This window comes from Streptomyces sp. HNM0575 (assembly GCF_012726265.1).
Classification (GTDB): Bacteria; Actinomycetota; Actinomycetes; order Streptomycetales; family Streptomycetaceae; genus Streptomyces.
On the sequence record NZ_JAASAG010000009.1, the window covers coordinates 341,366 to 365,808 of the forward strand.

The following is a 24,443-nucleotide window of genomic DNA, read 5'->3' on the forward strand; positions in this document are numbered from 1 at the left end:
ACGCGGGCGGCGGCCGGCGGCTGGGGCCGCACGCGGGGCCGGGAGTCCGGAAGCCGACGAGGAAGCCGGAGCGGAAGCCGAGGGCGGGCGGCCGGAAAGGTGCACGTCCGCGAGGGCCCGGTAGCGGGACTTTCACTCTGTGTAGTAGTTTGGCCGGACTTTCGCGTACACGGGCATCGACTGCCTGTTCGCGCCTTCTGACCTGTGTTCTCCCATGAGAGGGCTCCTCGATGAGCGCCGAGGACCATCAGCCGCCGCGCCCCGGGGCCGGTGCGGGAATCGCGGCGGACGCCGCCGTGGACCCGTCGCAGGACAGCGTCCGCCGAAGGCTGCTGCTCTCGTTCGACGCCTTCGACGCCTCCCACCACCGGCTGTGGCTTCGTTACGCGCACACCCAGGCCGGAAACCGTCAGGCCGCGGAGCGCATCGTCGAGGACGCGTGCCGCCACCTGCTGGACCACTGGGAGCACGCGCTGCGCCAGGAGTCGCTCACCGGATACGCCTGGACGGTGCTGAAGGAGCATGTCGCCGACTGGCTCGGCGAGCGGGGACTGCGGCCGCGGCTGGCCGAGACCGCGGCCTTCCACGCGGCCGTGCAGAAGGCGCTGCTGCACGAGCTGCGGGACGAATTCGCCGTGCTGGAGGGCGAGATCGGGCTGTACGCGGCGATCGGGCGTCTCCCGGAGCGGCAGTACGACGTGATGGTGCTGCGGTACGTGCTGGGCTGCTCGGAGGAGGAGGTCGCCGGCTTTCTCGGTTTCGAGACGGCCTCGGTGCGCTCCCACATACGCTATGCGAAACGGAAGCTCGCCCGTGAGCTGCGTACGGCGCCCGGGCCAGGCACTGGGGACGGCTGATGCGGGGGAGGTACGAACACCGCACCATCGACGCGCTGTTGAGCGACGCGGAGGTGCTGGCCGAGGACTACGACGACCGCGACGTGGACGCGGTGCGCCGGCGACTGCTGGCGTCCGGGGAGTCCGGCGGTCCGGTCGGCGCCGCGCACGCGTCATCCGGTGCATCGCCTGCATCCGGTGCATCGGCTGTGCCGGGCGCGCGGGACGTGCGGGATGAGCCGTCGGGCCCGTATGTGTCACCGGCCCCGGCACACAGGGGAGTACGTGCGCGGCATTACCCGACGGAGTGCGAACAGGCCGCGCACGACCTGAACTTGGCCGTGAGCCTCGTCGTCAACGCCCCCGGTGCGGCCGACGGTCTCGCCGGACTCGTCGACGACCAGGAGTCCATCGCTCCGGAGGGCGCACTGGTCTTCGGCTGTCTGCTCCATCTGGCGCGCTACCGCGAAGCGGCGCAGTTCTGGTGGCAGTTCGCCGCCGGCGGCGGTTGCCGGACCGCCGCCTTCTGTCTGTGTCTGCACCACCGGCGGCACGGCGAGTTCCGGGACGCCGACTACTGGCGCGGGCAGTCGGCGGGGCTGGCGCAGCGCGCCCGTACGCCGGGTGCCGCGCTCCCCCGCCGTCAGCAGCGGCCGTACGCGCGGCCCCTCCTGCCGGACAGGGTGCGGCACGGGCTGCTGAGCGAGTGCCAGGGGGGCGGGCGTCCGCGGCTGCCGCATGCGCTGGAGGCCGTCATCCACCGGCTTCCGGTGCTGGGCGACGACGAGGACTTCGGTGAGATCCCGCAGCCCGCCGAGGACTTGGCGGGGCATCTGACCGCGCAGTGACGACGGCCGGGCCCCAGTGTGCCGTCGATCGTGGTCGATCTTGACGGATCAGCGCGTGCGGGCCGGACTCTGCGGCCAGGCTCTGCGGGCCTTGCGGGCCGGACTTGTGCGCCGGACTTGTGCGCCGGACTTTGTTAGCCCGGCCCGGTCACGGTGGGCGGTGGCCGGCGCCCTCTGCCGACCGGAGGCCGGGAGTACACCGGCCGCGAACACCCGGCCGCGCCACGCCCGTTCGGGACGCGGCGCGGCTGCTGTTACGACTGCGGGGCGGCGGGCCGGGCCGCGCCCGGCCGCGCGGTCGGCTTGCTTCGCTTGCTTCCGCGCCGGCTGCTTACAGCCGTCCCCCGGTGAACCGGGTGAAGGGCCCGGTCTTGCGCTTCACCGAGTAGCGGCCGGCGGCGAATGACGCGGCGACCGCGGTGATCGCCCCCGAACCGAGACCGGCTGCGACGCCCTTGCGGTTCTTCACGACCGTCCATGTCGCGCTCGCGGCGGTCGCCGCGGTGCTGGACGCGGAGGCGAGCTTCTGGCGCCCGGCTTCGGCGCTCCTGCTCGCGACGTATCCGGCACGCCTGGTGGCGCCGCCGAGGCTCCTGCCGCTCTCCTCCACGGCGTCGCCGACGGAGTGCGTGGCCGAACCGGCCTTCGTCGCGGCCTTGTTGACGCCGCGGTCGGCCTTCTCCGCAGCCGCGGCGGGCTTCTTCGTGCTGTTCGCGGCCTTACCCGCGGTGCTTGAGGTCTTGCCGTTCTCAGTCATAGCTGACGAGTTGCCGTGTGTGGCGGCTTGAAACATTCGGTGTGCGGAAGGTGGACGCCGCGGAAGGGCTCGGCAAAGCGGCCGGAGGTGTCAGCCGTCCTGGCGCGGCAGCAGCGAACCCAGCGGTCCCAGATCGAGGTTGAGGTCCTCCATCGTCAGCCCGTACCGCTCGCACAGCTCGTTCATGCGGTCGTGGAGGATCATCAGCGTCATGCCGATCCGCTCCTCCTGGTCCTCGCTGAGGTCGCCCTGGTCGACCCGGTTGAGGGCGGTGCGCTCCATGAGCTGACGCAGCAACTCCACGATGGTCAGGACGAGTTTCATCAGATCGCGTTCGACTGTGTCCGGGTCCGTGCGCAGCCGCTGGGCCAGCCTGCCGTTCCCGCGGGAGTCCGCCTCGTCCGGGCCGGCGGGCAGCAGGTCGAAGGCGCGGGCCGCCGAACGGGCCACGTCATCAAGGCGGATGCCGCCGTCGGCCGCCCCGCCGCCGGCCTCGCCGCCGTTCCCGGCGTGCCGCTCGGAGCGCTGCCCGGAGTGCCCCTCCGGGTGACGCTCGGGTCCGTGTCCTTCTCGGAGTTCGTCGGTCATTTCCGGCCGCCTGTACGTGTCCTGACTCTGCTCACCGTTCCTGACTGCTCGCCGTGCTCACTGCGCTCGCCGTACTCACCAGGGCGCCGGATCGTCCGCCGTGACGGAATGTATGACGGCACGCAGATTGATGCGCACCAGATCGACGTCCGCGATGGAGAGCACGAGATCGCCCGTCAGCACGGCTCCGCCCGACAGCAGCCTGTCCAGCAGGTCGATGAGCGCGACCTGGCGGCCGGCGAGCCCGTTCTCCTCCGCGACGCCCTCGGGGAACCCGTCGGCGAAGCCCTGCGCGAAGCCGTGTGCGGACCCCTGCGCGAGGCCGTGCGGGAAACCGTCTGCGTGCGGTCCGGATCCCGTGGTCCGCGGTTCAGTTGCCATGGTCCTGGTCCGCAGTCCCGGTGTGCTGCGTACGCGGCTCCTGCGGAGCGGGCGGCGGCGTCGCGAACGAGTAGGGCGCCCACGGCCCGGTCAGCTCCACCCGTACTCCCGGCACGTCCTCGGCGAGGCCGCCGATCGCCGCCTGGAAGTCCTCGCTGCGTCCGTCGGGCACCAGATAGGCGTCGTTGGCGATGTTCTCGCCCGGTCCCGCGGCGAGTTCGCCCTGCTGCGGCCGGTGCGCGACCTTGGCCGTGGCGATGCCCCCGGCCAGCTCCGTCACACGCTCGGCGACCGCACCGGCGGCCCGGTACGTGTCGCGGTGCGAGCTGCGCTGCTGCCGGCGCTGCCGGAGGTATGCGCGGCCGGGGCCGCCGGCCGGCTGCGCCCCGTCGTCCGAGGGCCGCGACGCGGAACCGGCCGCTGCCTCCCGGGGGTCCGCGTAGACCTTCACGCCCCATTCGACGTGGCCCTCCAGACGCGAGAGCAGGGCGTCGAACTCGCCGCCGCGCTCGGCCAGCATCGCCGCGACCCTGCCGTCGTCGAGATAGACGGTCGCCAGCCGCATGGGCAGCACCGTCGCGTGCTCGTACGCCACTGCCACGACGGCGTGGTGGGAGCGGGCCAGCGCCTCCAGCCGCTCCAGGTCCTCCAGTTGGGCCTTCAGCCCCGACTCGTCGTACAGCCCGGCCGGTACGTCGGACACCAGGGCGCTCAGTCCGGGGCCGTCGACAGTACGTACGGGCGCACCGGACGGCCCGTACAGCCCGGCGGCCGCCGCCTCCAACGGCCCGTCCGTGCCGCCCGGTTCGTCCGCGCCGCCGGGTTCGCCGGCGGTGCGGCCGACCGCGAAGACGTAGCGGACCATCCGCTCGCTGTGCTGCTCGTGCCGCTCGTGCTCCTCCCGCTGCGGGGAAGCGGGCTCTTCCGCGGAAACCGGCATCGGTCTCGTCACCTTCCGTGCTCGGACGCGCCGTCGCCACCGGACCCGGCGTCCCGGGCGGTCGCCTTGCGGGTGGACCTGCCCCGGGACCTCCCACCGCCGGAGTCACCGGCTCCGGCGGTCCCGGTGCTTTCGGAGGTCTCGGCGTTCCCGGAGGCCTCGGCGCCCGTCCCGTCGCCTGCGGGGAGTTCGGCCGCCGAGCGCAGCCGTTCGATCTCCCGGCGCAGCCGGTCGTTCTCCTCCGCCAGGGCCGAACTCCCGTCCTCTGCCCCGCCGTCGGCGAGGGCGGCGTCCTGCCGCCGGCCGTCCGCGGCGGCCCGCGCCGAGGCACGGGAGGACAGCGACGGATCGTTCTCCCACCAGTCGATGCCCATCTCCTTCGCCTTGTCGACGGAGACGACGAGCAGCCGCAGCTTGATGGTCAGCAGCTCGATGTCGAGCAGGTTGATCTGGATGTCGCCGGCGATGACGACGCCCTTGTCGAGCACGCGCTCCAGGATGTCCGCGAGATTGGCGGACGAGCCCTGCTGGCCGTATGGGACCGCCCTGTTCGGGGACGGTCCCATACGGCCGGCCAGTGAATCGGACACGGGATATCAGCCTTGCCTGTCGGTGGTCTTCGGTCGGAATCCCGTCGGCCCGCGGGCCGCGCGGCACGCCGCGTCGGCGCCCTCAGCGGCGGGCGGGGGCACGACGGTGACGGGTGTCCTCCTCATCCTCGTCGGCCTCCTCCTCGGGCTCCGGCTCTCCGTACTCCTCGACCGGCTCCTCCTCGGACTCGGGCTCGGACTCGGGCTCGGACTCGTAGTCGTCCTCGGACTCGTAGTCGTGCTCGTACTCGGGCCCGTCGTCCTCGTCGTAGCCGTGCTCGTCCTCCTCGTCCGACTCCCCGTCGGTCTCCGCCTCTTCGGCCTCGCCGGCGGGCTCGTCATCGGGCTCGTCCTGCTCGTCCTCGGGAGGCGGCGCCTCGTCCTCGTCACGGGCGCCGTCCTCGGAGCGTTCCTGCTCGGCGCGCTCCTCCTCCTCGACGGCCTCGTCGTGGTCGACGGTCACCTCGCCGTCGCGGATCTCGCCGCGCCAGCCGTCGGTGGCCTCGCCCCGCATCATGATGAACTTGCGGTACAGCTTGAGGTCCAGCCGTGCCCGGCGGCCCTGAGCCCGCCAGATGTTGCCGGTCTTCTCGAAGAGGCCGCCCGGGAAGTATTCCAGTACGAGAAGCACACGCGTCAGGTCGTCGGTGAGGCGGTGGAAGGTCACCACGCCCTTCACCGTGCCCTTGGCGCCCTCGGTGGTCCACGAGATGCGCTCGTCGGGGACCTGCTCGGTGACGTTCGCCCGCCAACTGCGGGTGGACTTGGCGACCTTGACCTTCCAGTTGCTGTTGACGTCGTCGGACTTCTCCACGCTGACGACGCCCTTGGCGAAGGTGCTGAACTCCTGGAACTGCGTCCACTGGTCGTACGCCTCGCGCACCGGCACGCCCACGTCGATGTCCTCGACGATCGTCACGCTCTTCGACTTGCCGCCGCCGCTCTTGGAGCCGCCGGACTTACCGAAGATCCCCTTCACCTTGTCCTTGAGCATCTCCTTGACGTGCGAGGTGCCCGCGGACATCGCGGCCTGCGCCGGCGACTTGCCCTCGCTGAGGGCCTTGCCGCCCTTCATCACGCTCTGCGCCAGACCGCCGGGACCGCCTCCACCGGGTTCGGCGAGCTTGTTCACGCTCTCGCCGAGCCGGGCTCCGAGACCGGTCACGGCCTTCTGGGCCCGCGCCTGGAGGTAGCTCCGGAGCTCTTCCTTGAGACGGTCGGCGGCCGGATTCCTCGCCACCTCGTCCTTGAACCTGCTCAGGGTGGACTCAGCCATCACTGCCTCCCCGGGCCGCTGTCTTACGGGCACGGCCGGCGGCGGACTTCGCCGCCGCCCTGCCGGTGCCGCCTGTTCCGCGGCTTCCACCGCTTCCGCCGCTTGCGCCGGTGCTCCTGCCCGCCGCACGCGACGATCCGCCGCGTGCGCCGGAGGAGGCGGCCGTGCCGGACTTGCGCGTGGCGGACTCCGCACGCTTGCCGGAGGAGCGCCCGGCGGTTCCGCCCGCCGTCTTCCTGGCCGTGGAGCCGCCCGAAGTGCGGGCGCTCGCCGCCGACTTGGCGGACCCGGCCGGCTTGCGGGCACCGCCCGCGGACGCCGCCTTGCGACGGGGGCGCGGCTGTTCGTCCTCCGCTGAGCCTTCGTCCGCGCGGCCGTCGCCGGAACGGTCGCCGCCGGAGCGGCCCTCGCCGGAGCGGCCGCCGTCCGCGGAGTCCTCGTCCGCCTGCTCGTCGCCGGCGTTCCGGTCCTCGGCGTCAGCGCCTTCGGAATCCTCGTGCCCCTCGGGGTCGTTGATCTCCGACGTGCGCCGGTGCAGGGAGTCGGCGAGGGTGTCGGCGCGCCTGGTGACCGCGGAGGTCAGCGCCGACTTCGTACCGTCCAGCACCTCCTTGCGCACCTGCTCGCCGAGGCCGCCGATCACCGGGGAGTCCGCTACGAGCTTCACGAGCTGCCCGGGCTTGAGATCGAGCTTCTTGCCGGCCAGGAACATCCCCATTCCGATGGCCATCCTGGCCTTTTTCGTGCGCCCGAGGAGGTAGCCCCCCACCAGCGCCATTCCTATCTTGCCGTTCCCGTTCATCTCAGAGTCACCTCTGTTTCCCGGTGCGTGTGCGCCGGGGCGGTGTGTGCGTGTTCAGTGACGCTCTTGAATCTGCCGCTGGTACGCCTGGCGCCACTCCAGCTCGTCCAGCAGATCGTCCTCGATCCGGTCGAACTCCTCTTCCGTGACGCGGCCGTCGAGCAACTCCTGCTCCAGTTCGGCCAGTCGGAGGCGTACCGGTTCCGGGTCGTAGTACTGCTGCTCCGCTGTCAGCACCACCTGGTCCATGACCCAGACCGCGCCGCGCACCGGCGCGAGCGGCAGGGTCAGAAGCTGAGTGATGAGGCCCATGCGAAGGCCCTCCGATCACGGAATGTCAGACGAAGCTGTACGGGGGCAGCGGGCCGTTCAAGTTGAAGGAGTAGGCGTCGCCGTGCCGCTCGGACTCCTCGTGCACGGCCTGCGCGAACGCCGCGGCGTGCTCCCGGCCCACCAGGAACGAGACGTTCAGGAAGTGCGACTGCGTCGGCTCCGCGGCCGCGTGCCGCCGCGCGCCGTCCGACAGCCGCTCCACGATGTCGCGGCCCTCGGCCTCGCCGTGTGCCTGGACCTCCTGGGAGACCAGCTCGCCCAGGCGCACCTTCTCCTCCTGCGCCTCGGGGTGCTGGATCGTGGTCTCACGCAGCCGCTGGATCTCCTCCGAGCCGGAGATGATCTCGCGCAGCAGATCGTCCTCGTCGCGCGCCACCTTCAGGTTGTATTCGAGGCAGCCTTCGAGCTCCGAGAGTCGCTCCGCGTACGCGTCCTGGTTCTCCTCCAGCACGTATCCGACCGATCCGTCGTCGGGGCCGACCAGTCCGAAACGCATCGGAAGCGTCGCGCCGTCGGCCATCAGCCGCTCCAGCACGGTCTGGTGCGCGGCGAGATCGCGGCGCTTGGCGCGCAGATTCTCGGGCGCGTCGCTGACCACGGCGCTCAGCTTGTCGGCCTTGACCGTGCGGATGGTCCCCGCGGGATCCCCCACACCGCTGAGCCCTTCGAAGTTCTGCGGATGGTCGGCCGCGGTGATGGCGTAGATGTACGTCGACACGTGTCAGTCCTCCTTGCGGCGCGTGGTGCGGCGGCTGCCGGAAGAGGAGGAAGCGGCGGCCGTCTTCCTCGGCTCGCGCTCGCGCTCCCGCTCCTCCTCTTCGCCGTCGCGCCCGCGCTGGAGGGATTCGCTGAAGGCCTCGACGGCACCGGTCAGCGCGCCCTTGGACTTGCCCTTCGCGCCGCTCTCGGTGGCGTCGCCCACGATCTCGGTGAGCTGGGTTGGGGCCTTGCGGCCGGCCTCCAGGTCGAGGCGGTTGCAGGCCTCGGCGAAGCGGAGGTACGTGTCGACGCTCGCGACGACCACGCGGACGTCGATCTTGAGTATCTCGATGCCCACGAGGGAGACGCGTACGAACGCGTCGATCACGAGCCCGCGGTCCAGGATGAGTTCGAGGATGTCGTAGAGGTTTCCGCCCCCGGAGCCGGAGGTCGGCTGCCTGTTGCTGTTCTGCGCGACTACCGTCACTTCTTCGTCCTTTCAAAGATGTCGCAGATGTCGGTCGGCAGGCGTGCCGGGTCAGGCCCTCTGTCATCGAGCCTGTCGCCGGGCCTCTGCCGTCGGGCCTCTGCCGTCGGGTCCGCTCTCTTCGGCGTCTTGCGTCGGGCGTCCTCGCCCGCCGTCCGCCGTCCGCCGTCCGCCGTCCATCAGGCGTCGCCCGTCAGGCGGCGCGTGACGCGTCGCGGACGGCGCCCGCGCTCATTTCCGCTGGTCGATCTGGCCGCGTGCGTAGCGGCGGGTCCGCTCGTAGCCGAGCAGATTGCCCTGGCCGTCGAGTTGCACGCGGTAGGAGCCCATGACGCTGGTGGTGTCGGGGACGCGCTCGACCTCGACCACCTCGACGTCGGCGGTCCAGCCTTCGTCGGTGGGCTTCACCGAAGAGACAGAGGCGGGTTCGCAGTTCAGGAGTTCGGCGAGCTGAGCGGCCGCGAGCCGCATGGCCTTGGCTATCGGTACGCGTGACTCCCGCGTACCGCCGCTCCCGTCCTGCTGCTTCCGGTCGCGCCCTTGCTGCTGCGACCTCTGTGGCGGCGACGCGCTCTCTTTGTGCCCTGTCTGCCTTTTGTTCTCTTCGCGCCCTTTGTCACTGGTTGTGGCCATGCTCTCACCCCTTTCCCCGCCGCCGAGTTGTAGACCTGTGTTCCAGATCTCACCGCGTGCGCCGCGGGCAGGCTGGTTGGGTGCCCCGGGCGTGAAGACCTATGCACAGCGCTTTACGTGACTGACACAACTACCCTGCCGCGCAAGGCTCTTGGTGACGCACATCACGCCCGGGCTGCCCGGGCCCCGTCGCCCTTTCACTCCTTGACGGCGCCCGTCAGCATCCCCTCGATGAAGCGCCGCTGGAGCGCCACGTACACCACCACCACGGGCAGCGCGATGAGCACGGACGCGGCGGCCAAGAGCGCGGTGTCGGAGCTGTGCTGTCCCTGGAAGAAGGCGAGTCCGAGCGGAACGGTGCGGTGCGCCTCGTCGCTGACCATGACCAGCGCCATCAGGAACTCGTTCCACGTCCACATGAAGACGATGACGGCCATCGTCGACAGCGCCGGACGCCCCATCGGCACGAGCACGCGCCACAGCGTCGTCCAGCTCGACGCCCCGTCGATGCGGGCCGCCTCGACGACCGAGCGCGGGCTGCTGCGGAAGTACGTGCGCATCCAGAACACGCCGAACGCCAGCGACTGCGCGGTCTGCGGAAGGATCAACGCCCAGTAGGTGTCGGTGAGTTGCCAGTACCGCAGGTCGAAGTAGAGCGGTACGACGAGGGCTTCCTCCGGGAGCGTCAGGCCGAGGACGAACAGGTAGAAGAGCAGGTTCGAGCCGGGGAAGCGCATCAGGCCGAAGGCGTACGCGGCGAGCACGGCCAGCACGGCGGTCGCGGTGACGACGGCGACGGCGACGAGCACGGAGCTCGTCAGATACGAGCCGAAGTGCCCGCGGCTCCAGGCTTCCGCGAAATTCCCCCAGTTGAGGCCGTCCGGCAGCGAGAAGCCCGTGTCCAGGGACGTGCGGCGGCCGAAGGCGCTGGAGAGGATGCCGATCACCGGGGTGAGGCTGACGGCGGCGAAGAGGACGAGAACGGCGTAGGTGGCGCTGCGTTCGAGGCGGCCGGTCATCGCTTGCGTCCTCCTCGTCCGTCGCGGGCCTCGCGGCCCTCGACGAGCCGCGCCACGGAGACCGTCAGCGCGAAGATCAGCACGGTCAGTCCGACGCCCATGGCCGCCGCCGAGCCGACCTCGTTGGTCTCGAAGGCCCGGTGGTAGACCTCGTAGGCGGGTACGGAAGTGGCGTTGCCCGGCCCGCCGCTGGTGGTGATGTAGATCAGGTCGAAGTTGCGCAGCCCGGCGACGATGGTGAGCGTCAGCGCGACGGCGACCTCGGCGCGCAGCGCGGGCAGGGTGACGGCGAGGAACTCCCGCAGCGGGCCCGCCCCGTCCACGCGCGCCGCCTCGTACAGCTCTCGCGGTATGCGCTGGACTCCGGCGAGGAAGAGCACGACGCACAGGCCCGTCTCCACCCAGGTGCCGACGGTGCCGACGGCGGGCAGCGCCCAGGTGTAGTCGCCCAGCCAGGAGCGGGCGAGGGAGCCGAGCCCCACGGCGCGGAGCGTGTCGTTGAGCAGTCCGTCCGGGCCGAGGACGGAGCGCCAGGCGACGCCGACGACGACCATCGCCAGGACCTGCGGCAGGAAGAGCACCGTGCGGAAGAAGGTCATGCCCCGCACCCGGAAGCGCGAGAGCGCCGACGCCAGCAGCAGACCCAGCGCGACGGGCAGCGCGGCGTAGAACAGCAGCAGCACGAGGGCGTGCAGGAAGGGGCCGCGCAGCGACGGATCGGCAAGCAGCGCACGGTAGTTGTCGCCTCCGGCCCAGGTGGCGACGGTCAGCCCGTCCCAGTGCAGCAGCGACAGCCACACGGTCTGGCCGAGGGGGAAGAGGAGGAAGACGGCGTAGACGGCGAGGGCGGGTGCCACGTAGAGGTAGCCGACGGCGCGCGGCTGCCCGGGCGCCCGGCGGCGGTAGCGGTCGGCGGCGAGGCGCCGCAGCCGGCCGCCCGCGCCCTCCGCCGCGGCGTTCCCGGCGGCGTTCCCGGCGGCGTTTCCGGCGGCCCCGGGGGCCCCGGCGGGCGTCCTCCCGGAGCCGGACGCGGCCGGTGCCGCGGGTGTGGCGCTCACCGCTCCGGCTTCCCTTCGGCGCGCTTCTTCTCCTGGAAGTCGCTGTAGGAGCGCTGCATCTTCGACGAGAGTCCGTCCGGGGAGAGCGAGCCGTCGATGACGCCCTGGAGGTCGGCGGAGAGCGAGTCGTAGAAGTCGGGCGTGGTGTAGTCGAGATACGGCACGAGACCGTCGGCGGCGTTGAGCTGCTCCCAGCCCTTCACCATCTGCGCGTCGACGCTGCCCTCGGGGATCTCGCGGGCGGCCTTGCCGGGCACGGCGGGCAGCACGCCCTCCTCGGTCATCACGTCGGCCGCGTGCCTGCTGGTGATGAAGTCGAGGTAGGCGGCGGCCACTTCGGGATGGCGGGACTTGGAGGTGACCGACCACGCGAGGCCCTGGCCGCCCGTGGTGACGGGAGGGCCGTCCTTCTCGGCGGGCGGCGGCGGCATGAAGCCGAGCTTGCCGCCCATGGACTTCTTCAGGTCGGGCAGCTGCCAGGTGCCGGTGATGAGGAACGCGCCCTTGCCTCCGGCGAACTGCTTCGCGGCGTCGTCGTATCCGGTGCCGTTGGCGCCCTTGGGTATGTAGCCCTCCTTCTTCCAGTCGGCGAGGGTGCGGGCCGCCTCCTTCGTCGGCTCGTTGTCGAAGCCCTTGCCGCGCCCGAAGACGCTCTCGCGGGTCTCCTCCGCCCCGCCGGCCTCGTTCTGGAGGACGCCGAAGGTGTGGATCGCGGGATACTTGTCCAAGTTGCCGAACTGGACGGGCAGTTCGCCGGAGTCCTTGAGCCGGGGCAGGGCGTCCGTCAGCTCCTTCCAGGTCTTCGGCGGGTCGACTCCGGCCTTCTCCAGTACGTCCTTGTTGTAGTAGACGCCGATGTACTCGCCGGTCTGCGAGATGCCGTAGAGACGTCCGGTGCCGAAGTCGCGGGCGTCGGCGGAGACCCGGTTGAGGTTGAGCAGCGTGGACGGATAGCGGGTGTTCCAGGCGTAAATGCCCGCGTAGTTGTCGAGCGGCGTGAGCAGACCGGCCTTCACGAAGGCCACCATGTCGGGGTAGCCCTGGTTGGCCTGGATGACGTCCGGGGGCTTGTTCCCCGAAACGGCCAGCTTCAGCGTGGTCTTGAGGTCCGAGAAGCTGCGGGCGACGCGCTTGATGCGGACGTTGGGGTACTTCTTCTCGAACTCGGCGTTCAGCCGCTCCAGTTCCTCGTTCTGGCCGCCGCGCACCTCCTGGTCCCAGACGGTCAGCGTGGCCTTGCCCGCCTTGGACGGGTCCGGCTTGGACGTGGCGGCCGCTCCCGGCACTCCCGCGCCCGCCGCGCCGGAGCCGTCGGTGCCGGGCACGCAGGCCGCGGCCGTCAGGGCGGTGCCGAGGGCCAGTACGAGCGCGGCGGTACGACGCGGGCGCCCGCCGCGCGCGGGCAGCGCCCGGCGCAGGGCCCGGCGCAGGGCCGGACGGCCGTGCGGTCGTGTGCCCGGCGTACCCGGCGTACCGGGCGTGCCCGGCGTGCCCGGCGTACCCGGCGTACTGGTCGTGTCCCTCGCTTGCTCAGAGCGCATGGAGTCTCCTTTTCGGCATCCGCTGCCGCCCGGGCCGGTTCCATACCGCCGCATCGGTCAGGGCGCCCGGAATCCGATGGTGGGCGTGGCCCGGCGCAGCGCCGATCCGCGATCGGCCCCGGGAAGCAGGTCGGACAGGAAGGCGTAGCGCCGCATCACGTCCTCGCTCTGGCCCCCGCAGCGCGTGGCGTACTGCCACCACGCGGCGACCTCCGGCCAGCCGGGCGCGGAGAGCGAGCCGCCGAAGTGCTGCACGGACAGCGCGGCGGTGAGATTGGCGAAGGCGAGCCGGTCGGCGAGGGGCCAGCCCGCGAGCGTTCCCGTGATGAAACCGGCCACGAAGACGTCCCCGGCACCCGTCGGATCGAGCGCCTCCACGGGCAGGGCGGGCAGGTCGGCGCTCTCGCCGCTGATCGAGTCGACGGCGACGGCGCCGCCTGAGCCCTTGGTCACCACGGCTATGGGCACGAGTTCGGCCAGCGCGCGCACCGCCTCCTCGGGGGTCCCGGTACGCGTGTAGTGCTGCGCCTCGGCCGCGTTGGGCAGGAACGCGTGGCAGTAGGAGAGGTCGGCGAGGGTGTCCGGGTCCCAGGCGCCGGTGTCGTCCCAGCCGACGTCGGCGAAGATCCTGCTGCCCTCGTCGTGGGCCTCGCGCACCCAGCTCTCCAGTCGTCCGGGCGCCAGGTCGGTGAAGCATGCCCGGGAGCGGGGACGCCCGGCGGCGCGTACGCAGGGGGCGGGAGCCTCGTGGCCGTGGGAGACCATCGTGCGTTCGCCCTCGTACGCCATGGAGACGGTGACGGGCGAGTGCCAGCCCTGTGCGCGGTGGGACGGGGCGAGGTCGATGCCTTCGCTGTCGGCCAGCGACTCCCAGCAGTAGTCGCCGTAGACGTCGTCGCCGAACGCGGCGGCGAGCGAGGTGCGCAGGCCGAGACGGCGCAGGGCCGTGGCCATGTTGGCGACGCCGCCGGGCGACGAACCCATGCCGCGCGCCCAGGACTCGGTGCCTCGTACGGGTGCGTGGTCGAGGCCGGTGAAGATGATGTCGAGGAAGACGGTGCCGGTCAGGAAGACGTCCTGCTCCGGTCCGCCGTCGCCGCGCAGGGCCGACAGCGGGTCCAGGGCCGCTGACGTCGGCGCAGGCTGCGCGCTCCCGGTCGTGCTCACTGCTCTTCCCGCCCCTTCCGCGGCCCCGCGGCTCCGCCTTCGTGCCGGCGGCTTGTGCCCCTCTCCGGCGGAGTGCGCCTCTGCGGGCGGCGCCGGGCGGGCGACGTAGGGCCCCCAAATCTTTGAGCGATACCTTGCACGTCAGCGGCGTCGAGTGCAAGACCCCGGTCACACTCGCGCAAAGACGCTCAGTCGCGCTACATTGCCGGGCATGTTGCGCGAGACCCGGCACGAGCAGTTGCTGAGACTGCTCCGCGAGGAGGGCGTGCTGCCCGTCGGGCAGATCGCACAGCGCCTCGGCGTCAGCGAGGCCACCGCACGCCGCGACCTCAACGACCTGGGAAACGCGGGCCGGTTGACCCGCGTCTACGGCGGCGCCGTCGCCCGCGGCCCCGTCGAGCGGCCCTTCGCTGAGGAGGAGGTCGACGACCGCGACGACAAGGACGCGGTCGCCCGCCGCGCCGCCGCCACCGTCGAGGACGGAGAGGTGGTGCTGCTGGACATCGGCACCACGACCCTCCAGCTGGCGCGGCGGCTGCGCGGCCGCAGCATCACCGTGGCGACGAGCAACCTCGCGGTGTACGAGGAGCTGAAGGACGACCCGGAGGTCACGCTCGTACTCCTCGGCGGACAGGTGCGCCCCAACTACCGTTCTCTGGTAGGGCACTTGACCCGGTCGAGCCTGAGCCATCTCTACGCCGACCGGCTCTTCCTCGGCACCAGCGGCGTGCTGCCCGACGGGCGCGTGCTGGACACCACGGACGTCGAAGTGCCCGTGAAGCAGGCGATGCTGAGCGCGGCGCGGCATGTGGCGCTGCTCGCCACCGCGCGGAAGTTCCCCGGGAAGGGGACGGCCCGGATCTGCGGGCCCGCGGACGTCGACACGCTCGTCACGAATCAGACCTCCGATCCCGGCACGCTCGCGATCTTCCGCGAGGCCGGGGTGCGGGTGGAGACGGCGCGGACGGAGACGGCCGCGCCGGAGGCACCGGAGGCACCGGCCGCGCCGGAGCGGACGACCGTACGCGCCGACGGGCCCGCGGCGGACGGGGATCCGGCCCGACTGCGCCCGGCGGAGCGGGCCGTGGAGCCGGTGACCGGCATGGAGCCGGCGACCGGCATGGAGCCGGTGACCGCCGTGCAGGGAAAGGCCGGTGTGGAGACCGGGGTGGAGACCGAGGTGGAGGGCCGATGAGGCTGACCGTGCTGGGCGGCGGCGGGTTCCGGGTGCCGCTGGTGTACCGGGCGCTGCTGGAGGACGAGGGCGACGAGGCCGGACGGATCACCGAACTCGTCCTGCACGACACCGATCCCGCCCGCCTGGACGCCGTGACGGCCGTGCTCGCGCACCAGACGGCACGGCATCAGGGCCGTCCCGCACCCGCCGTACGCTCCACCGGCGATCTCGACGAGGCGGTGCGCGGGGCCGACTTCGTCTTCTCCGCCATCCGCGTCGGCGGTCTCCAGGGACGTACGCGCGACGAACGCGTGCCCCTCGCGGAGGGCGTGCTGGGACAGGAGACGGTGGGCGCCGGAGGCGTCCTGTACGGGCTGCGCACGCTGCCCGTCGCCGTGCACATCGCCCGGCGGATCGCCGAACTCGCCCCCGACGCCTGGGTCATCAACTTCACCAACCCGGCCGGGATGGTCACCGAGGCGATGAGCGGGGTCTTCCGCGAACGGGGCCTGGGCGAGCGGGTGATCGGCATCTGCGACTCCCCCGTGGGCCTGTGCCGGCGGGCCGCACGCGCGCTGGGCGCCGACCCCGACCGGGCCGACTACGACTACGTGGGCCTCAACCACCTCGGCTGGCTGCGCCGGGTCGTCGTGGACGGACGGGACGCGCTGCCCCGGCTGCTCGCGGACGGCGAACTGCTGGAGTCCTTCGAGGAGGGCAGGCTGTTCGGCGCGGAGTGGCTGCGCGCGCTGGGCGCACTGCCCAACGAGTATCTGCACTACTACTACTTCAACCGCGAGGCGGTCGCCGCGGTGCGCGGATCGCGCGCCACACGCGGTGAGTTCCTGTACGACCAGCAGTCGCGCTTCTACGAGGAGTCCCGCTCGGCCGGTCCCGCCGCCGCGTACGCCGCCTGGGAACGTACGCGCCGGGAACGCGAGGAGACCTACATGGCCGAGAGCCGCGAGGCCACCGGCGGCTGGCAGCGCGACAGCTGCGACCTGGACGGCGGCGGCTACGACCGCGTCGCCCTCGCCCTGATGCGCGCGGTCTCCCGCAACGAGCGCACCACGCTGATCCTCAACGTGCCCAACCGCACGGCCGTCCCGGGCCTGGACGCCCAGGCGGTGGTCGAGGTGCCGTGCCTGGTCGACGCGGGCGGCGCCCGCCCGCTGTCCGCCGGCGCGGTCGCACCGGACCAGCTGGGCCTGATGCTCCAGCTGAAGGCGGTGGAACGCGCGGCGATCGAGGCGGCGGCGGACGGCTCACGCCCGGCGGCGCTGCGCGCGCTGGCACTGCATCCGCTGGTCGACTCGGTGCGCGTGGCGGAGCGCATCCTGGACGCGTCGGGCGGTGCGTGAGGCCGCGCAACGGATCAACGCGGCCCGCACGCACGGCAGTTGGGCCGCCGACCGCCGGACCGGACCGGGTCAGGTCACCGGCGGCTCGGCCGGTTCGGGCGACACCGGCTGCCATCCCGGCGGCCTCGGCGGCCACCGCGGCCACCCGCCGGAAAAGCCCCCGCCGGGGCCGCAATTCCGTTTTGTTCCCCGCGAAGCGTGGACCTGCGGATGCGGCCGCCGTAGTTTTGTCGCATCGACGCCGCCTCGCGGGCACGCCCGGCAGCGAAGAGCCTCCGAATACTCCGGACACCGGCGGTGGTTCCGATGGTGCTCAAGGATCTCTGGCGCAGCTTCCGTGACTTCAACGCGCAACAGGTCGAGATCTGGGAACGGGTGCAACTGCTCAACAGCCCGTGGGAGGAGGACTTCGTCCACTGGACGCGGGGCGAGGACGGATGGGAACTCCACGGTCGCCTTCCGCCGCCCCGGGACCGGCACGGACGGAGCGTGACCCGCTCGGGATGGTGCCCCGGACTGAGGCCCCCTCACGGGCCGGACGGTCAGCGGCCGCCCGCCCCGGACCGCTGATCCGTCAACCCGCTGCCCCCGTCTGCCCATTGGCCCACTGACCCGTCGACCAGTCGACCCGCTGCCTCTTCGATCCGCTCGTCTGCGCAACAGCCGCGCTCGCCCCCGCACCCGTCCCCGGTCCTCGCCCTCAGCGCCCTCAGCGTCCGGTTCCGGTTCCGGTTCCGGTTCCGGTTCCGGTTCCGGCGAAGGCGTTGACCAGGGGCTCCCCCGCCGCGTACCGGCGCACCTGTTCCACGATCAGCCGCTCGGCGCGCGGACGGAACGTGGCGGAGCCGCCCGCCACATGCGGGGTGATCAGCACGCCCGGCAGGTGCCGCAACGGGTGGTCGTCCGGGAGCGGTTCGGGGTCGGTGACGTCGAGCGCGGCCCGCAGCCGTCCCGCCCGCGCCTCTTCGAGCAGCGCGCCGGTGTCCAGCGTGCGGCCCCTGCCGACGTTCACGACGAGGGCCCCTCCGGGCAGCGCGGCCAGCTCGTCCTTGCCGAACACGCCTGCCGTGGCGGGGGTTTCGGGCAGTACGAGGACCGCGATGTCCACGTCCGGCAGCAGCTCCGGGAGGGCGGTCACGGCGTGTACGTCCTCCTCCGGCCGCGCCCGGCGTGCCACGCGCACGACCTCCGCCTCGCACGCCACCAGGCGCCGCTCCAGCGCCTGACCGATCGATCCGTAACCGACGATCGCGACCCGGGAGCCGGCCAGCGACCGCGTGAAGTGCGGTTCCCAGCGCCCGGCCCGCTGGTCGGCGACCCAGCGCGGCAGTTCACGCTGAGCGGCCAGGATCAGGCCGAGGGCGTGCTCGGCGGTGCTGGCGTCGTGCAGGCCGCGGCCGTTGTGGAGCCGCACGCCCTCGGGCATCACCGGCAGCAGCTTCTCCACGCCCGCGCTGAGCGACTGCACGGCCCGCACGCGGGGCAGCCGCGGCAGCAGCCGCTCGACGCCCGGCACCGCGTACGGCATGACCCACAGTTCGGCCGACTCCAGTGCGGCGGCGGGCAGTTGGTCCTCCGGAGTTCGCCCGTCCCAGACGTGCACGCGGATGTTCGCCGGCCACGGCCCGTGCCGCGCGTCCAGGTCCGGCCAGGGCAGCAGCACATGCACGGCACGGTCGGTGGCGTCCGTGGCGTCCCTGCCATGTGTGGTGTAGGTGGCGTGGATGGCGTCGGTGGCGTCGGTCGTCCGGGACATCGGCGGGCTTCTCCTTCGTCTCATGCGGCGCACGGGGTGCGGGAGCGGCGTACGAGCGCGCACGGGCCGTGACCGCCGGGACCGGAACGGCCCTTGTCCGCCCCGGTGTCCGGCCCGCTGTCCGGCCCGAAACGTCCGCGGCCATTGACCCGGCCCGCACACGCTCGTAACGTCCTTCCCGCTCAGTGAAACACTTTCCACCACACGGAAAAAAGGGGGTTGGGGAATGACAGCGGCGTCTCCCTCCCGCACCGGCAGCGTCGGCTTCTGGTCATCCACCCGTGCCCGGTATCTGATGCCGATCGCGTTCATCACGTACTCGCTCGCCTATCTCGACCGGTCCAACTACGCGATCGCCTCGGCCGGCGGCATGGCGGAGGAGCTGCATCTCTCGGCCGGCACCGACTCCCTCATCGCGGCCTCGTTCTTCCTCGGCTACTTCTTCTTCCAGATCCCCGGCACGATCTACGCGGAGCAGCGCAGCGTGCGCCTGATGGTGGCCGGTTCGACGATCGCCTGGGGCGTGCTGGCGACGTTGCAGGGCATGCTCAGCAGCCCGGGCCAGCTGATCCCGGTGCGCTTCGCGCTCGGGGTGGTGGAGGGCGCGGTGCTGCCGTCGCTGGTGGTGCTGCTGAGCCGGTGGTTCACCAGGCGCGAGCGCGGGCGCGCCAACTCCCTGCTGATCCTGGGCAATCCGGTCACCGTGATGTGGCTGTCGGCGCTGTCCGGATGGCTCATCGAGGTCTCCGACTGGCGGATGATGTTCATCGTCGAGGGCGTCCCGTCGATCGTCTGGGGCCTGTTCTGCCTGCGGCTGATCAAGGACCGTCCGCGCGACGCGCGCTGGCTGCCCGAGGCGGAGCACGACACTCTGCTCGCCGGTCTCGCGGACGAGCAGCGGGCCGCCGCCGAGTCGCCCGGCTCGGCGGTGACGGCGGCCGAGGTCGCCGCGGGCTCTCCCGGCACATCCGACGCCCCCTCCGGGTCCGTGTCCCCTGCGGCATCCGGCGCGGGCGCACGCGCGACCACCGCCGACGCGCCGCGCGCAAGCGTCGCCGACTACAAGAAGGTGCTGCGTTCCCGGCCCGTGGTCGTGCTCGCCGCGCAGTACTTCTTCTGGTCGTTCGGCATGTACGGCTTCATCTTCTGGCTGCCGTCGATCGTGAAGAAGGCCTCCGGAGAGGGCATCGGCGCGACCGGTCTGCTCTCCGCGATCCCCTACGCCTTCGCCGTCGTGGCGATGTTCTACAACTCCCGGCTCTCCGACCGCACAGGGCGCCGCCGCATCGCGGTGTGGCCGTGGCTGGGCACGGGTGCGCTGGCGCTGTTCGCCTCGTATCTGGCGGGCTCCGACTTCCCCGTCGCGCTCACGCTGCTCATCATCGCGGGACTGTGCATGTACGCGCCGTACGGCCCGTACTTCGCCTTCGTCTCGGAGCTGGCTCCTGCCGGTGTCGCGGGCGCGGCCGTCGCCGCCGTCAACTCCTTCGGCGCGCTGGGGTCGTTCGCGGGTACGTACCTGGTGGGCTGGGTGCGCGGCACGCCCCTCGGCGACGCGGGCGCCTTCGGCTTCATGGCGGTGTGCACGCTGATCTCCGCCGCGCTGATGTTCGGCGTACGGGAGCCCAGGGCCACTCCTTCCGCTACCGGTACGGTGACCGGACATCCGCACACCACGGCCGGTACGGCGGCGGACGGCGAGGCACGCGGCTGACGCGGCCGGCGACCCCCGTACACGGCCCGGCGGCACCGCCGGACCGGCCCTGCCGCGCACGACCTTCGAGGGAGCACCGACGGTGACCGCACCGCCCGGCGACGACATGCTCAGCCGGGGCCTTCGGCTGCTGACCGTGCTGGCCGACCACCCTTCGGGGCTGGGCGTCAGCGCCGCCGCACGCACCGCGGGGCTGCCGGTCAGCAGCGCTCACCGGCTGCTGGGGAGGCTGGCCGCCGAGCGCTTCGTCGCGTACGACGAGGACACCCGCCGCTACGCGCTCGGCGTGCGCGTGCTGGAGTTCTCCCGCGGCTTCCAGCGCTCGCCCGCCGGCTACTCGGCGGCCGCCGCGCCGATGCGGCGCCTCGCCGCCCGCACGGGGCTGCCGGCGATCGCCGGGATCCTCGACGGCCGGGAGGTGCTGCTGGTGCTCAGCGCGGAGGGCACCCAGCACCTCCAGTTGCGCAGCGCGGAGGGCACCCGCAACCCCTGGCACGCCACGTCCATGGGCCAGGCCCTCGCCTCGCAGCTGCCCGAGGAGGAGCTGGCGGCGCTGCTGGCCGCCGGCCTGCCCGCGGCCACCGCGCACACCGTCACCGACCCGCGGACGCTGCGCGAGAAGCTGGCGCGCGTACGGGAGCAGGGCTGGGCGGAGGTGGACGAGGAGAACGAGGTCGGGGTCCGCTCCGTCGCCACCGTCGTACCGGATCTGAACGGCGGCCTGCGCCCGCGTCTGGCGGTCTCGCTGGGCGCCACGGTCGTGCTCACCACGTGGGACGAACTCCACGGCCACGTACCGGCGTTGAGGGCGTGCGCGGAGGAGATCGCCTCGTTGATGGGGTGAAGGGGCCGTCGCCCGGACCGTATCGGCGGCCGCCTCTCAACCCCTTCGTGTGATCACGAGCGATCCCGCCCCGGCCGGTGCCTGCCGGGGTGAGACTTGGGGGCGATCAGACGCCGAACGGCCTGCGGCACAGGCGGGCCCAGGGGGAGGAAACCACCGTGCGGACGGGCATCAAGACTCTGACCTTCGTCGTCGGCACCGGGCGCAGCGGCTCGACGGCGCTGTCACGGGTGCTGCGGCTGCATCCCGACGTGCTCAGCCTCAACGAGCTGTACTCCTGTATCGACGGGCCGCCGGCACTCTCCCAACAGGCCCTCACGGGCGAGGAGTTCTGGCGATGTCTGCGCGAACCGATGCCCGTCTTCGACGCCATGGTCCGCAGCGGCACCCCGCTCCCGGAGTTCATCTACAACCGCCACCCCGAGTGGCGCTACTCCGCGGAGACGTCGGGCATCCCGGCGATCAGCATGATGACGCTGCCTCATCTCAGCGATGATCCGGACGCCTTGCTCGACGCGCTGGAGCCGGAGGTGCGCGCCTGGCCCGAGCGGCCCGCGCCCCAGCAGTGGCACGCGCTGTTCGGCGCGCTCGCCTCCCGCGCCGGCGGACGAGAGGCCGCGGTCGAGCGCTCCGGCTACTCGCTGCACCGGGTCGACGTGCTGTACGAGCTGTTCCCCGAGGCCCGCTTCGTGCACCTGCACCGCGACGGCCCCGACTGCGCCCTCTCGATGAGCCGCCACAACGGCTACCGCATGATCTCCCTGCTGCGCGAGATCCTCCGCCGCTCCGGAGTCGCGTCCGCGTCCGACCTGACCGACGACCACGTCAAGCAACTCCCGGACGACCTCGCCCCGTTGCTGAGTCCTCAGTACGATCCGTCGCTCGTGCTCGACCGCGAGATGCCGGTGCCGGACTTCGGCACCCTGTGGTCGGACCTCGTCTGCGAAGGCGTGGAGCATCTCTCCGCGATCCCCGCCGGGCAGCGCACGACGCTCTCCTACGAGCGCCTCCTGGACGCACCCCGCCAGGAGCTGGCCCGCGTCGCCGACTTCATCGGCGTGCAGCCGTTCGCGGAGTGGCTGGAGGAGGGGGACGAACTCCTCGACGGCGCGGGCCGCCGCGGCTCCGCGCTGCGCCTCCCGGAGCGAGTGCTGACGCAGCTGCGGGAGAACTGCGCACGCGGCGCAGAGGCGTTGGGCGTCCAGAGCTCCAAGTCGGCTGCTCCGTAAGGGAGTCGGCCGCTGCCTTCGGCCCGCAGCGCACCCCACCGGCCCAACGGGCCCTGCCCCGCCTTCGATTGACAACACTTCTTTGCAAAGGACTCTTCGCAAAGAAGTGTTGTCACTCTAGGCTGCCCGTATGACGGAAGCGTCCGGGAACCACACCCACCAGAACGCCGTCGATCTGGACGCCAAGGGCCTGCGCGCGCTGGCACATCCTGTACGCGTCCAGCTCCTCGGCCTGCTGCGCAAGCACGGACCGTCGACGGCCACCCACCTCGCCGAGCGGCTGGGCGTCAACTCCGGTACGGCCAGCTATCACTTGCGCCAGCTCGACGCCGCCGCCTTCGTCGAGGAGGACACCGGGCGCGGCAACGCACGGGAGCGCTGGTGGCGTTCGGTCCACCGCCTGACGCGCTTCAAGGACGCGGACCTGGCCGAGCAGGAGCCGGAGGCCACGCTCACCTACCTGCACTCCGTCGCCGCCGCCTACACCCTGCGGGCGCAGCGTGCGGTCAACGAGTTCCACACGCTGCCCCGCGAATGGCGCGAGGCCGCCGACATGAGCGACTGGGCCCTGCGCCTCACACCGGCCGAAACCCGTTCGCTGTACGAGGAGTTGACCCAGCTCATAGGGCGCTACCGCAGCGACGCGCCCGCTGCGGACGCCCCGCCGGGAGCCGAGCGCGTCACGCTCATCACCCAGCTCCTTCCCGAGCCGGACACCCGCGAGGGATCCGAGTGACGCCCGGCTTACGGGCCATGCGGCCGCTGGCCGGGGTGCTGGCCGCGATGGGCCTCTCGACGACCGGCAGCCGCGTCTCGACCGTCGTGCTCCCCTGGTTCGTACTCGTCACGACCGGCAGTGCCACACAGACGGGCCTGGTGGCCTTCTGCGAGATGGCGCCGTATGTGACGGCGAAGGCGTTCTCCGGGCCCCTGATCGACCGCAGCGGACCGCGCGTCGTCTCCTGGTCCACCGATGTCGCGAGCTGCCTGGCCGCCGTGGCCCTGCCCGTGCTCCATGCCGGGCGGGCACTGCCCTTCTGGCTGCTGCTGATCCTGGTCGCGGTGATCGGCGCGGCACGCGGGCCCGGCGACCTGGCGAAGGAGGTCATGGTCCCCGAGGCGGCCGACCGGTGCGGAGTGCCGCTGGAGCGCGCCACGGGGCTCAGCGGAGTGACGGAGCGGCTGGCCTTCACCGTCGGTCCGGCGCTCGGCGGCTCGCTGTCGGCCCTGGTCGGCGCCCTGACCTGTCTGTTCGTCATCGCTGGGTGCTTCGCACTGGGGTCCGTCACCACCGTGCTGGCGCTTCCCCGCGGCATGGGACGGCCCGCCTCCGCGCCCGAAGGCGAGCCGGGCTACTGGCGGCGCTTCGGCGAGGGCTGGCGCTTCCTGCGCGCGGATCCGCTGCTGCTGACCGTCATCGTCACGGTGGGCATCACCAACGCGCTCAACGCCGCGTTCCAGACGGTGTTCCTGCCCGTGTGGGCGAGGGAGTCCGGGCACGGCCCGACCGCGATCGGGCTGAACAGCTCGGTGGGCGGTGTGGCGGCGGTCCTCACCGGTCTGGTCGCCGCCGTGGTCGCGCACCGGATGCGGCGCCGCACCCTCTTCTTCGTTGGGTTCCTCGTCGCCGGCGCACCGCGGTTCCTGATCCTCGCCGTGGACGCGCCGTTGTGGGCGGTGGTGGCGGTGTTCGCCCTCAGCGGCTTCGGCGCGGGCTTCCTCAACCCCATCCTGAGCGCGGTCTGCTTCGAGCGCATCCCGCGCCAACTCCTGGGCCGCGTCAACGCATTGGGCGACTCGCTCGGCTGGGCGGGCATCCCGGTCGGCGGCCTGCTGGGTGGCGCGGCGGTCGCGGCCGTCGGTCTCGTACCGGCGCTTCTTACGGCCGGGACCGCGTTCTTCCTCACCACGAACCTCGCCGGACTCCGCCCGGAATGGCGGGAGATGGACCGGCGGCGGAGCGGTGCGGAGAAGCAGAGCGCACGGGCGAAGGACACCACGCCCACCTAGGGCGGGGGCGGAAGCGGACTCGGAACCGGGGGCGGAACCGGACGCAGGGGGTTGGGCCGCTACGGCCCGCCCCATTACCTTCTTCGTGGCCCCGCAATGGGGCTCCCGGCCTCTGGAGCTGGCATGACTGAATCCCCCTGTCGAGTGCATGGCCTGGGGGGTGGTGTCACCGGCTCCGGAGGCACTGACAGACCGCTGATGAGGGACATGACCACCGGCTTCTTCGCAGGTCGGGAGGCTCTTCGTAATGTGGATGTGGCGATCGGTGCCGTGGGCCGGCCGGGCGGGTACGACCGGAGAGTGCACGTGATCGACACCAGTGACATCGGCGTCTTCCTCGGCCTGGATGTCGGCAAAGGCGAACATCACGCCACCGCCGTCACCCCTGCTGGGAAGA

25 protein-coding genes and 1 pseudogene are annotated in these 24,443 nt (G+C 72.0%); 10 read left to right on the forward strand and 16 right to left on the reverse strand.

Going from position 1 to position 24,443, the window contains the following annotated elements:
• Positions 1-230: 230 nt before the first annotated feature.
• Together HCC61_RS22425 and HCC61_RS22430 are read left to right on the forward strand one after the other, a co-directional pair.
• The gene (locus HCC61_RS22425) at positions 231-857 is read left to right on the forward strand and encodes a sigma-70 family RNA polymerase sigma factor (RefSeq protein ID WP_169138046.1); all 627 of its coding nucleotides are present in this window, start codon (positions 231-233) and stop codon (positions 855-857) included.
• Complete coding sequence (locus HCC61_RS22430) at positions 857-1,684, forward strand: hypothetical protein (protein ID WP_206322836.1); 828 nt, start codon at positions 857-859, stop codon at positions 1,682-1,684. The genes HCC61_RS22425 and HCC61_RS22430 overlap by 1 nt, the downstream gene beginning before the upstream one ends.
• 331 nt (positions 1,685-2,015) lie before the next feature.
• Here the strand turns inward: HCC61_RS22430 and HCC61_RS22435 are convergent, their stop codons facing one another.
• The 15 genes from HCC61_RS22435 to HCC61_RS22505 form a co-directional block, all read right to left on the reverse strand.
• The gene (locus tag HCC61_RS22435) at positions 2,016-2,441 is read right to left on the reverse strand and encodes a hypothetical protein (RefSeq protein WP_169138048.1); all 426 of its coding nucleotides are present in this window, start codon (positions 2,439-2,441) and stop codon (positions 2,016-2,018) included.
• 90 nt (positions 2,442-2,531) lie between these two features.
• Positions 2,532-3,029, reverse strand: coding sequence for a gas vesicle protein K (locus HCC61_RS22440; protein WP_169138050.1), 498 nt, complete (start codon positions 3,027-3,029; stop codon positions 2,532-2,534).
• 75 nt (positions 3,030-3,104) lie between these two features.
• Positions 3,105-3,248, reverse strand: a complete 144-nt coding sequence (locus HCC61_RS30885; RefSeq protein ID WP_346777337.1) for a gas vesicle protein — start codon at positions 3,246-3,248, stop codon at positions 3,105-3,107.
• A 151-nt stretch (positions 3,249-3,399) separates the two neighbouring features.
• Positions 3,400-4,350, reverse strand: coding sequence for a GvpL/GvpF family gas vesicle protein (locus HCC61_RS22450; RefSeq protein ID WP_240969171.1), 951 nt, complete (start codon positions 4,348-4,350; stop codon positions 3,400-3,402).
• 8 nt (positions 4,351-4,358) lie between these two features.
• Positions 4,359-4,916 carry a gas vesicle protein gene (locus HCC61_RS22455; protein WP_240969203.1) on the reverse strand — a complete coding sequence of 186 codons (558 nt, stop codon included), beginning with the start codon at positions 4,914-4,916 and terminating at the stop codon, positions 4,359-4,361.
• Between the two features lie 106 nt (positions 4,917-5,022).
• Positions 5,023-6,216, reverse strand: a complete 1,194-nt coding sequence (locus HCC61_RS22460; protein WP_169138054.1) for an SRPBCC family protein — start codon at positions 6,214-6,216, stop codon at positions 5,023-5,025.
• A complete protein-coding gene (locus HCC61_RS22465) occupies positions 6,209-7,018 on the reverse strand; it encodes a hypothetical protein (RefSeq protein WP_169138056.1) in 810 nt (269 codons plus the stop codon). The genes HCC61_RS22460 and HCC61_RS22465 overlap by 8 nt, the downstream gene beginning before the upstream one ends.
• Positions 7,019-7,072: 54 nt before the next feature.
• Positions 7,073-7,330, reverse strand: coding sequence for a gas vesicle protein GvpG (locus HCC61_RS22470; RefSeq protein WP_169138059.1), 258 nt, complete (start codon positions 7,328-7,330; stop codon positions 7,073-7,075).
• A 25-nt stretch (positions 7,331-7,355) separates the two neighbouring features.
• Positions 7,356-8,069: a GvpL/GvpF family gas vesicle protein gene (locus HCC61_RS22475; RefSeq protein ID WP_169138061.1), complete on the reverse strand. Its 714-nt coding sequence runs from the start codon at positions 8,067-8,069 to the stop codon at positions 7,356-7,358.
• Positions 8,070-8,072: 3 nt separating this feature from the next.
• Entirely contained in the window at positions 8,073-8,537 is a 465-nt protein-coding gene (locus HCC61_RS22480) for a gas vesicle structural protein GvpA (RefSeq protein WP_169138063.1), read from the reverse strand.
• A gap of 231 nt (positions 8,538-8,768) precedes the next feature.
• Positions 8,769-9,170 carry a gas vesicle protein gene (locus HCC61_RS31310; RefSeq protein WP_169138065.1) on the reverse strand — a complete coding sequence of 134 codons (402 nt, stop codon included), beginning with the start codon at positions 9,168-9,170 and terminating at the stop codon, positions 8,769-8,771.
• 197 nt (positions 9,171-9,367) lie between these two features.
• The gene (locus HCC61_RS22490; RefSeq protein ID WP_169138067.1) at positions 9,368-10,189 is read right to left on the reverse strand and encodes a carbohydrate ABC transporter permease; all 822 of its coding nucleotides are present in this window, start codon (positions 10,187-10,189) and stop codon (positions 9,368-9,370) included.
• The gene (locus tag HCC61_RS22495) at positions 10,186-11,118 is read right to left on the reverse strand and encodes a sugar ABC transporter permease (protein WP_169138171.1); all 933 of its coding nucleotides are present in this window, start codon (positions 11,116-11,118) and stop codon (positions 10,186-10,188) included. The genes HCC61_RS22490 and HCC61_RS22495 overlap by 4 nt, the downstream gene beginning before the upstream one ends.
• Positions 11,119-11,243: 125 nt before the next feature.
• Complete coding sequence (locus tag HCC61_RS22500) at positions 11,244-12,788, reverse strand: extracellular solute-binding protein (protein WP_169138078.1); 1,545 nt, start codon at positions 12,786-12,788, stop codon at positions 11,244-11,246.
• A gap of 57 nt (positions 12,789-12,845) precedes the next feature.
• Complete coding sequence (locus HCC61_RS22505) at positions 12,846-13,955, reverse strand: PfkB family carbohydrate kinase (protein WP_169138080.1); 1,110 nt, start codon at positions 13,953-13,955, stop codon at positions 12,846-12,848.
• 211 nt (positions 13,956-14,166) lie between these two features.
• On the opposite strand from HCC61_RS22505, the pseudogene HCC61_RS22510 reads away from it, so the two are divergent.
• A pseudogene (locus tag HCC61_RS22510) lies at positions 14,167-14,913 on the forward strand (DeoR/GlpR family DNA-binding transcription regulator); the annotation flags it as partial.
• A gap of 233 nt (positions 14,914-15,146) precedes the next feature.
• A complete protein-coding gene (locus HCC61_RS22515; RefSeq protein WP_169138084.1) occupies positions 15,147-16,493 on the forward strand; it encodes a 6-phospho-beta-glucosidase in 1,347 nt (448 codons plus the stop codon).
• Positions 16,494-17,202: 709 nt separating this feature from the next.
• On the opposite strand, the gene HCC61_RS22520 is transcribed toward HCC61_RS22515, so the two are convergent.
• Positions 17,203-18,249, reverse strand: a complete 1,047-nt coding sequence (locus HCC61_RS22520; protein ID WP_169138086.1) for a 2-hydroxyacid dehydrogenase — start codon at positions 18,247-18,249, stop codon at positions 17,203-17,205.
• A 226-nt stretch (positions 18,250-18,475) separates the two neighbouring features.
• On the opposite strand from HCC61_RS22520, the gene HCC61_RS22525 reads away from it, so the two are divergent.
• The 6 genes from HCC61_RS22525 to HCC61_RS22550 all read left to right on the forward strand — a co-directional run.
• Positions 18,476-19,963 carry an MFS transporter gene (locus tag HCC61_RS22525; protein WP_169138088.1) on the forward strand — a complete coding sequence of 496 codons (1,488 nt, stop codon included), beginning with the start codon at positions 18,476-18,478 and terminating at the stop codon, positions 19,961-19,963.
• A gap of 82 nt (positions 19,964-20,045) precedes the next feature.
• Complete coding sequence (locus HCC61_RS22530) at positions 20,046-20,807, forward strand: IclR family transcriptional regulator (protein WP_346777330.1); 762 nt, start codon at positions 20,046-20,048, stop codon at positions 20,805-20,807.
• Positions 20,808-20,965: 158 nt separating this feature from the next.
• A complete protein-coding gene (locus tag HCC61_RS22535; protein WP_346777331.1) occupies positions 20,966-22,036 on the forward strand; it encodes a sulfotransferase in 1,071 nt (356 codons plus the stop codon).
• Positions 22,037-22,166: 130 nt separating this feature from the next.
• The gene (locus HCC61_RS22540) at positions 22,167-22,772 is read left to right on the forward strand and encodes a helix-turn-helix domain-containing protein (RefSeq protein WP_169138090.1); all 606 of its coding nucleotides are present in this window, start codon (positions 22,167-22,169) and stop codon (positions 22,770-22,772) included.
• A 17-nt stretch (positions 22,773-22,789) separates the two neighbouring features.
• Complete coding sequence (locus HCC61_RS22545) at positions 22,790-24,046, forward strand: MFS transporter (protein WP_169138177.1); 1,257 nt, start codon at positions 22,790-22,792, stop codon at positions 24,044-24,046.
• A 207-nt stretch (positions 24,047-24,253) separates the two neighbouring features.
• On the forward strand, positions 24,254-24,443 hold a 190-nt coding region (locus HCC61_RS22550), incomplete at its 3' end, for a hypothetical protein (RefSeq protein ID WP_206322896.1).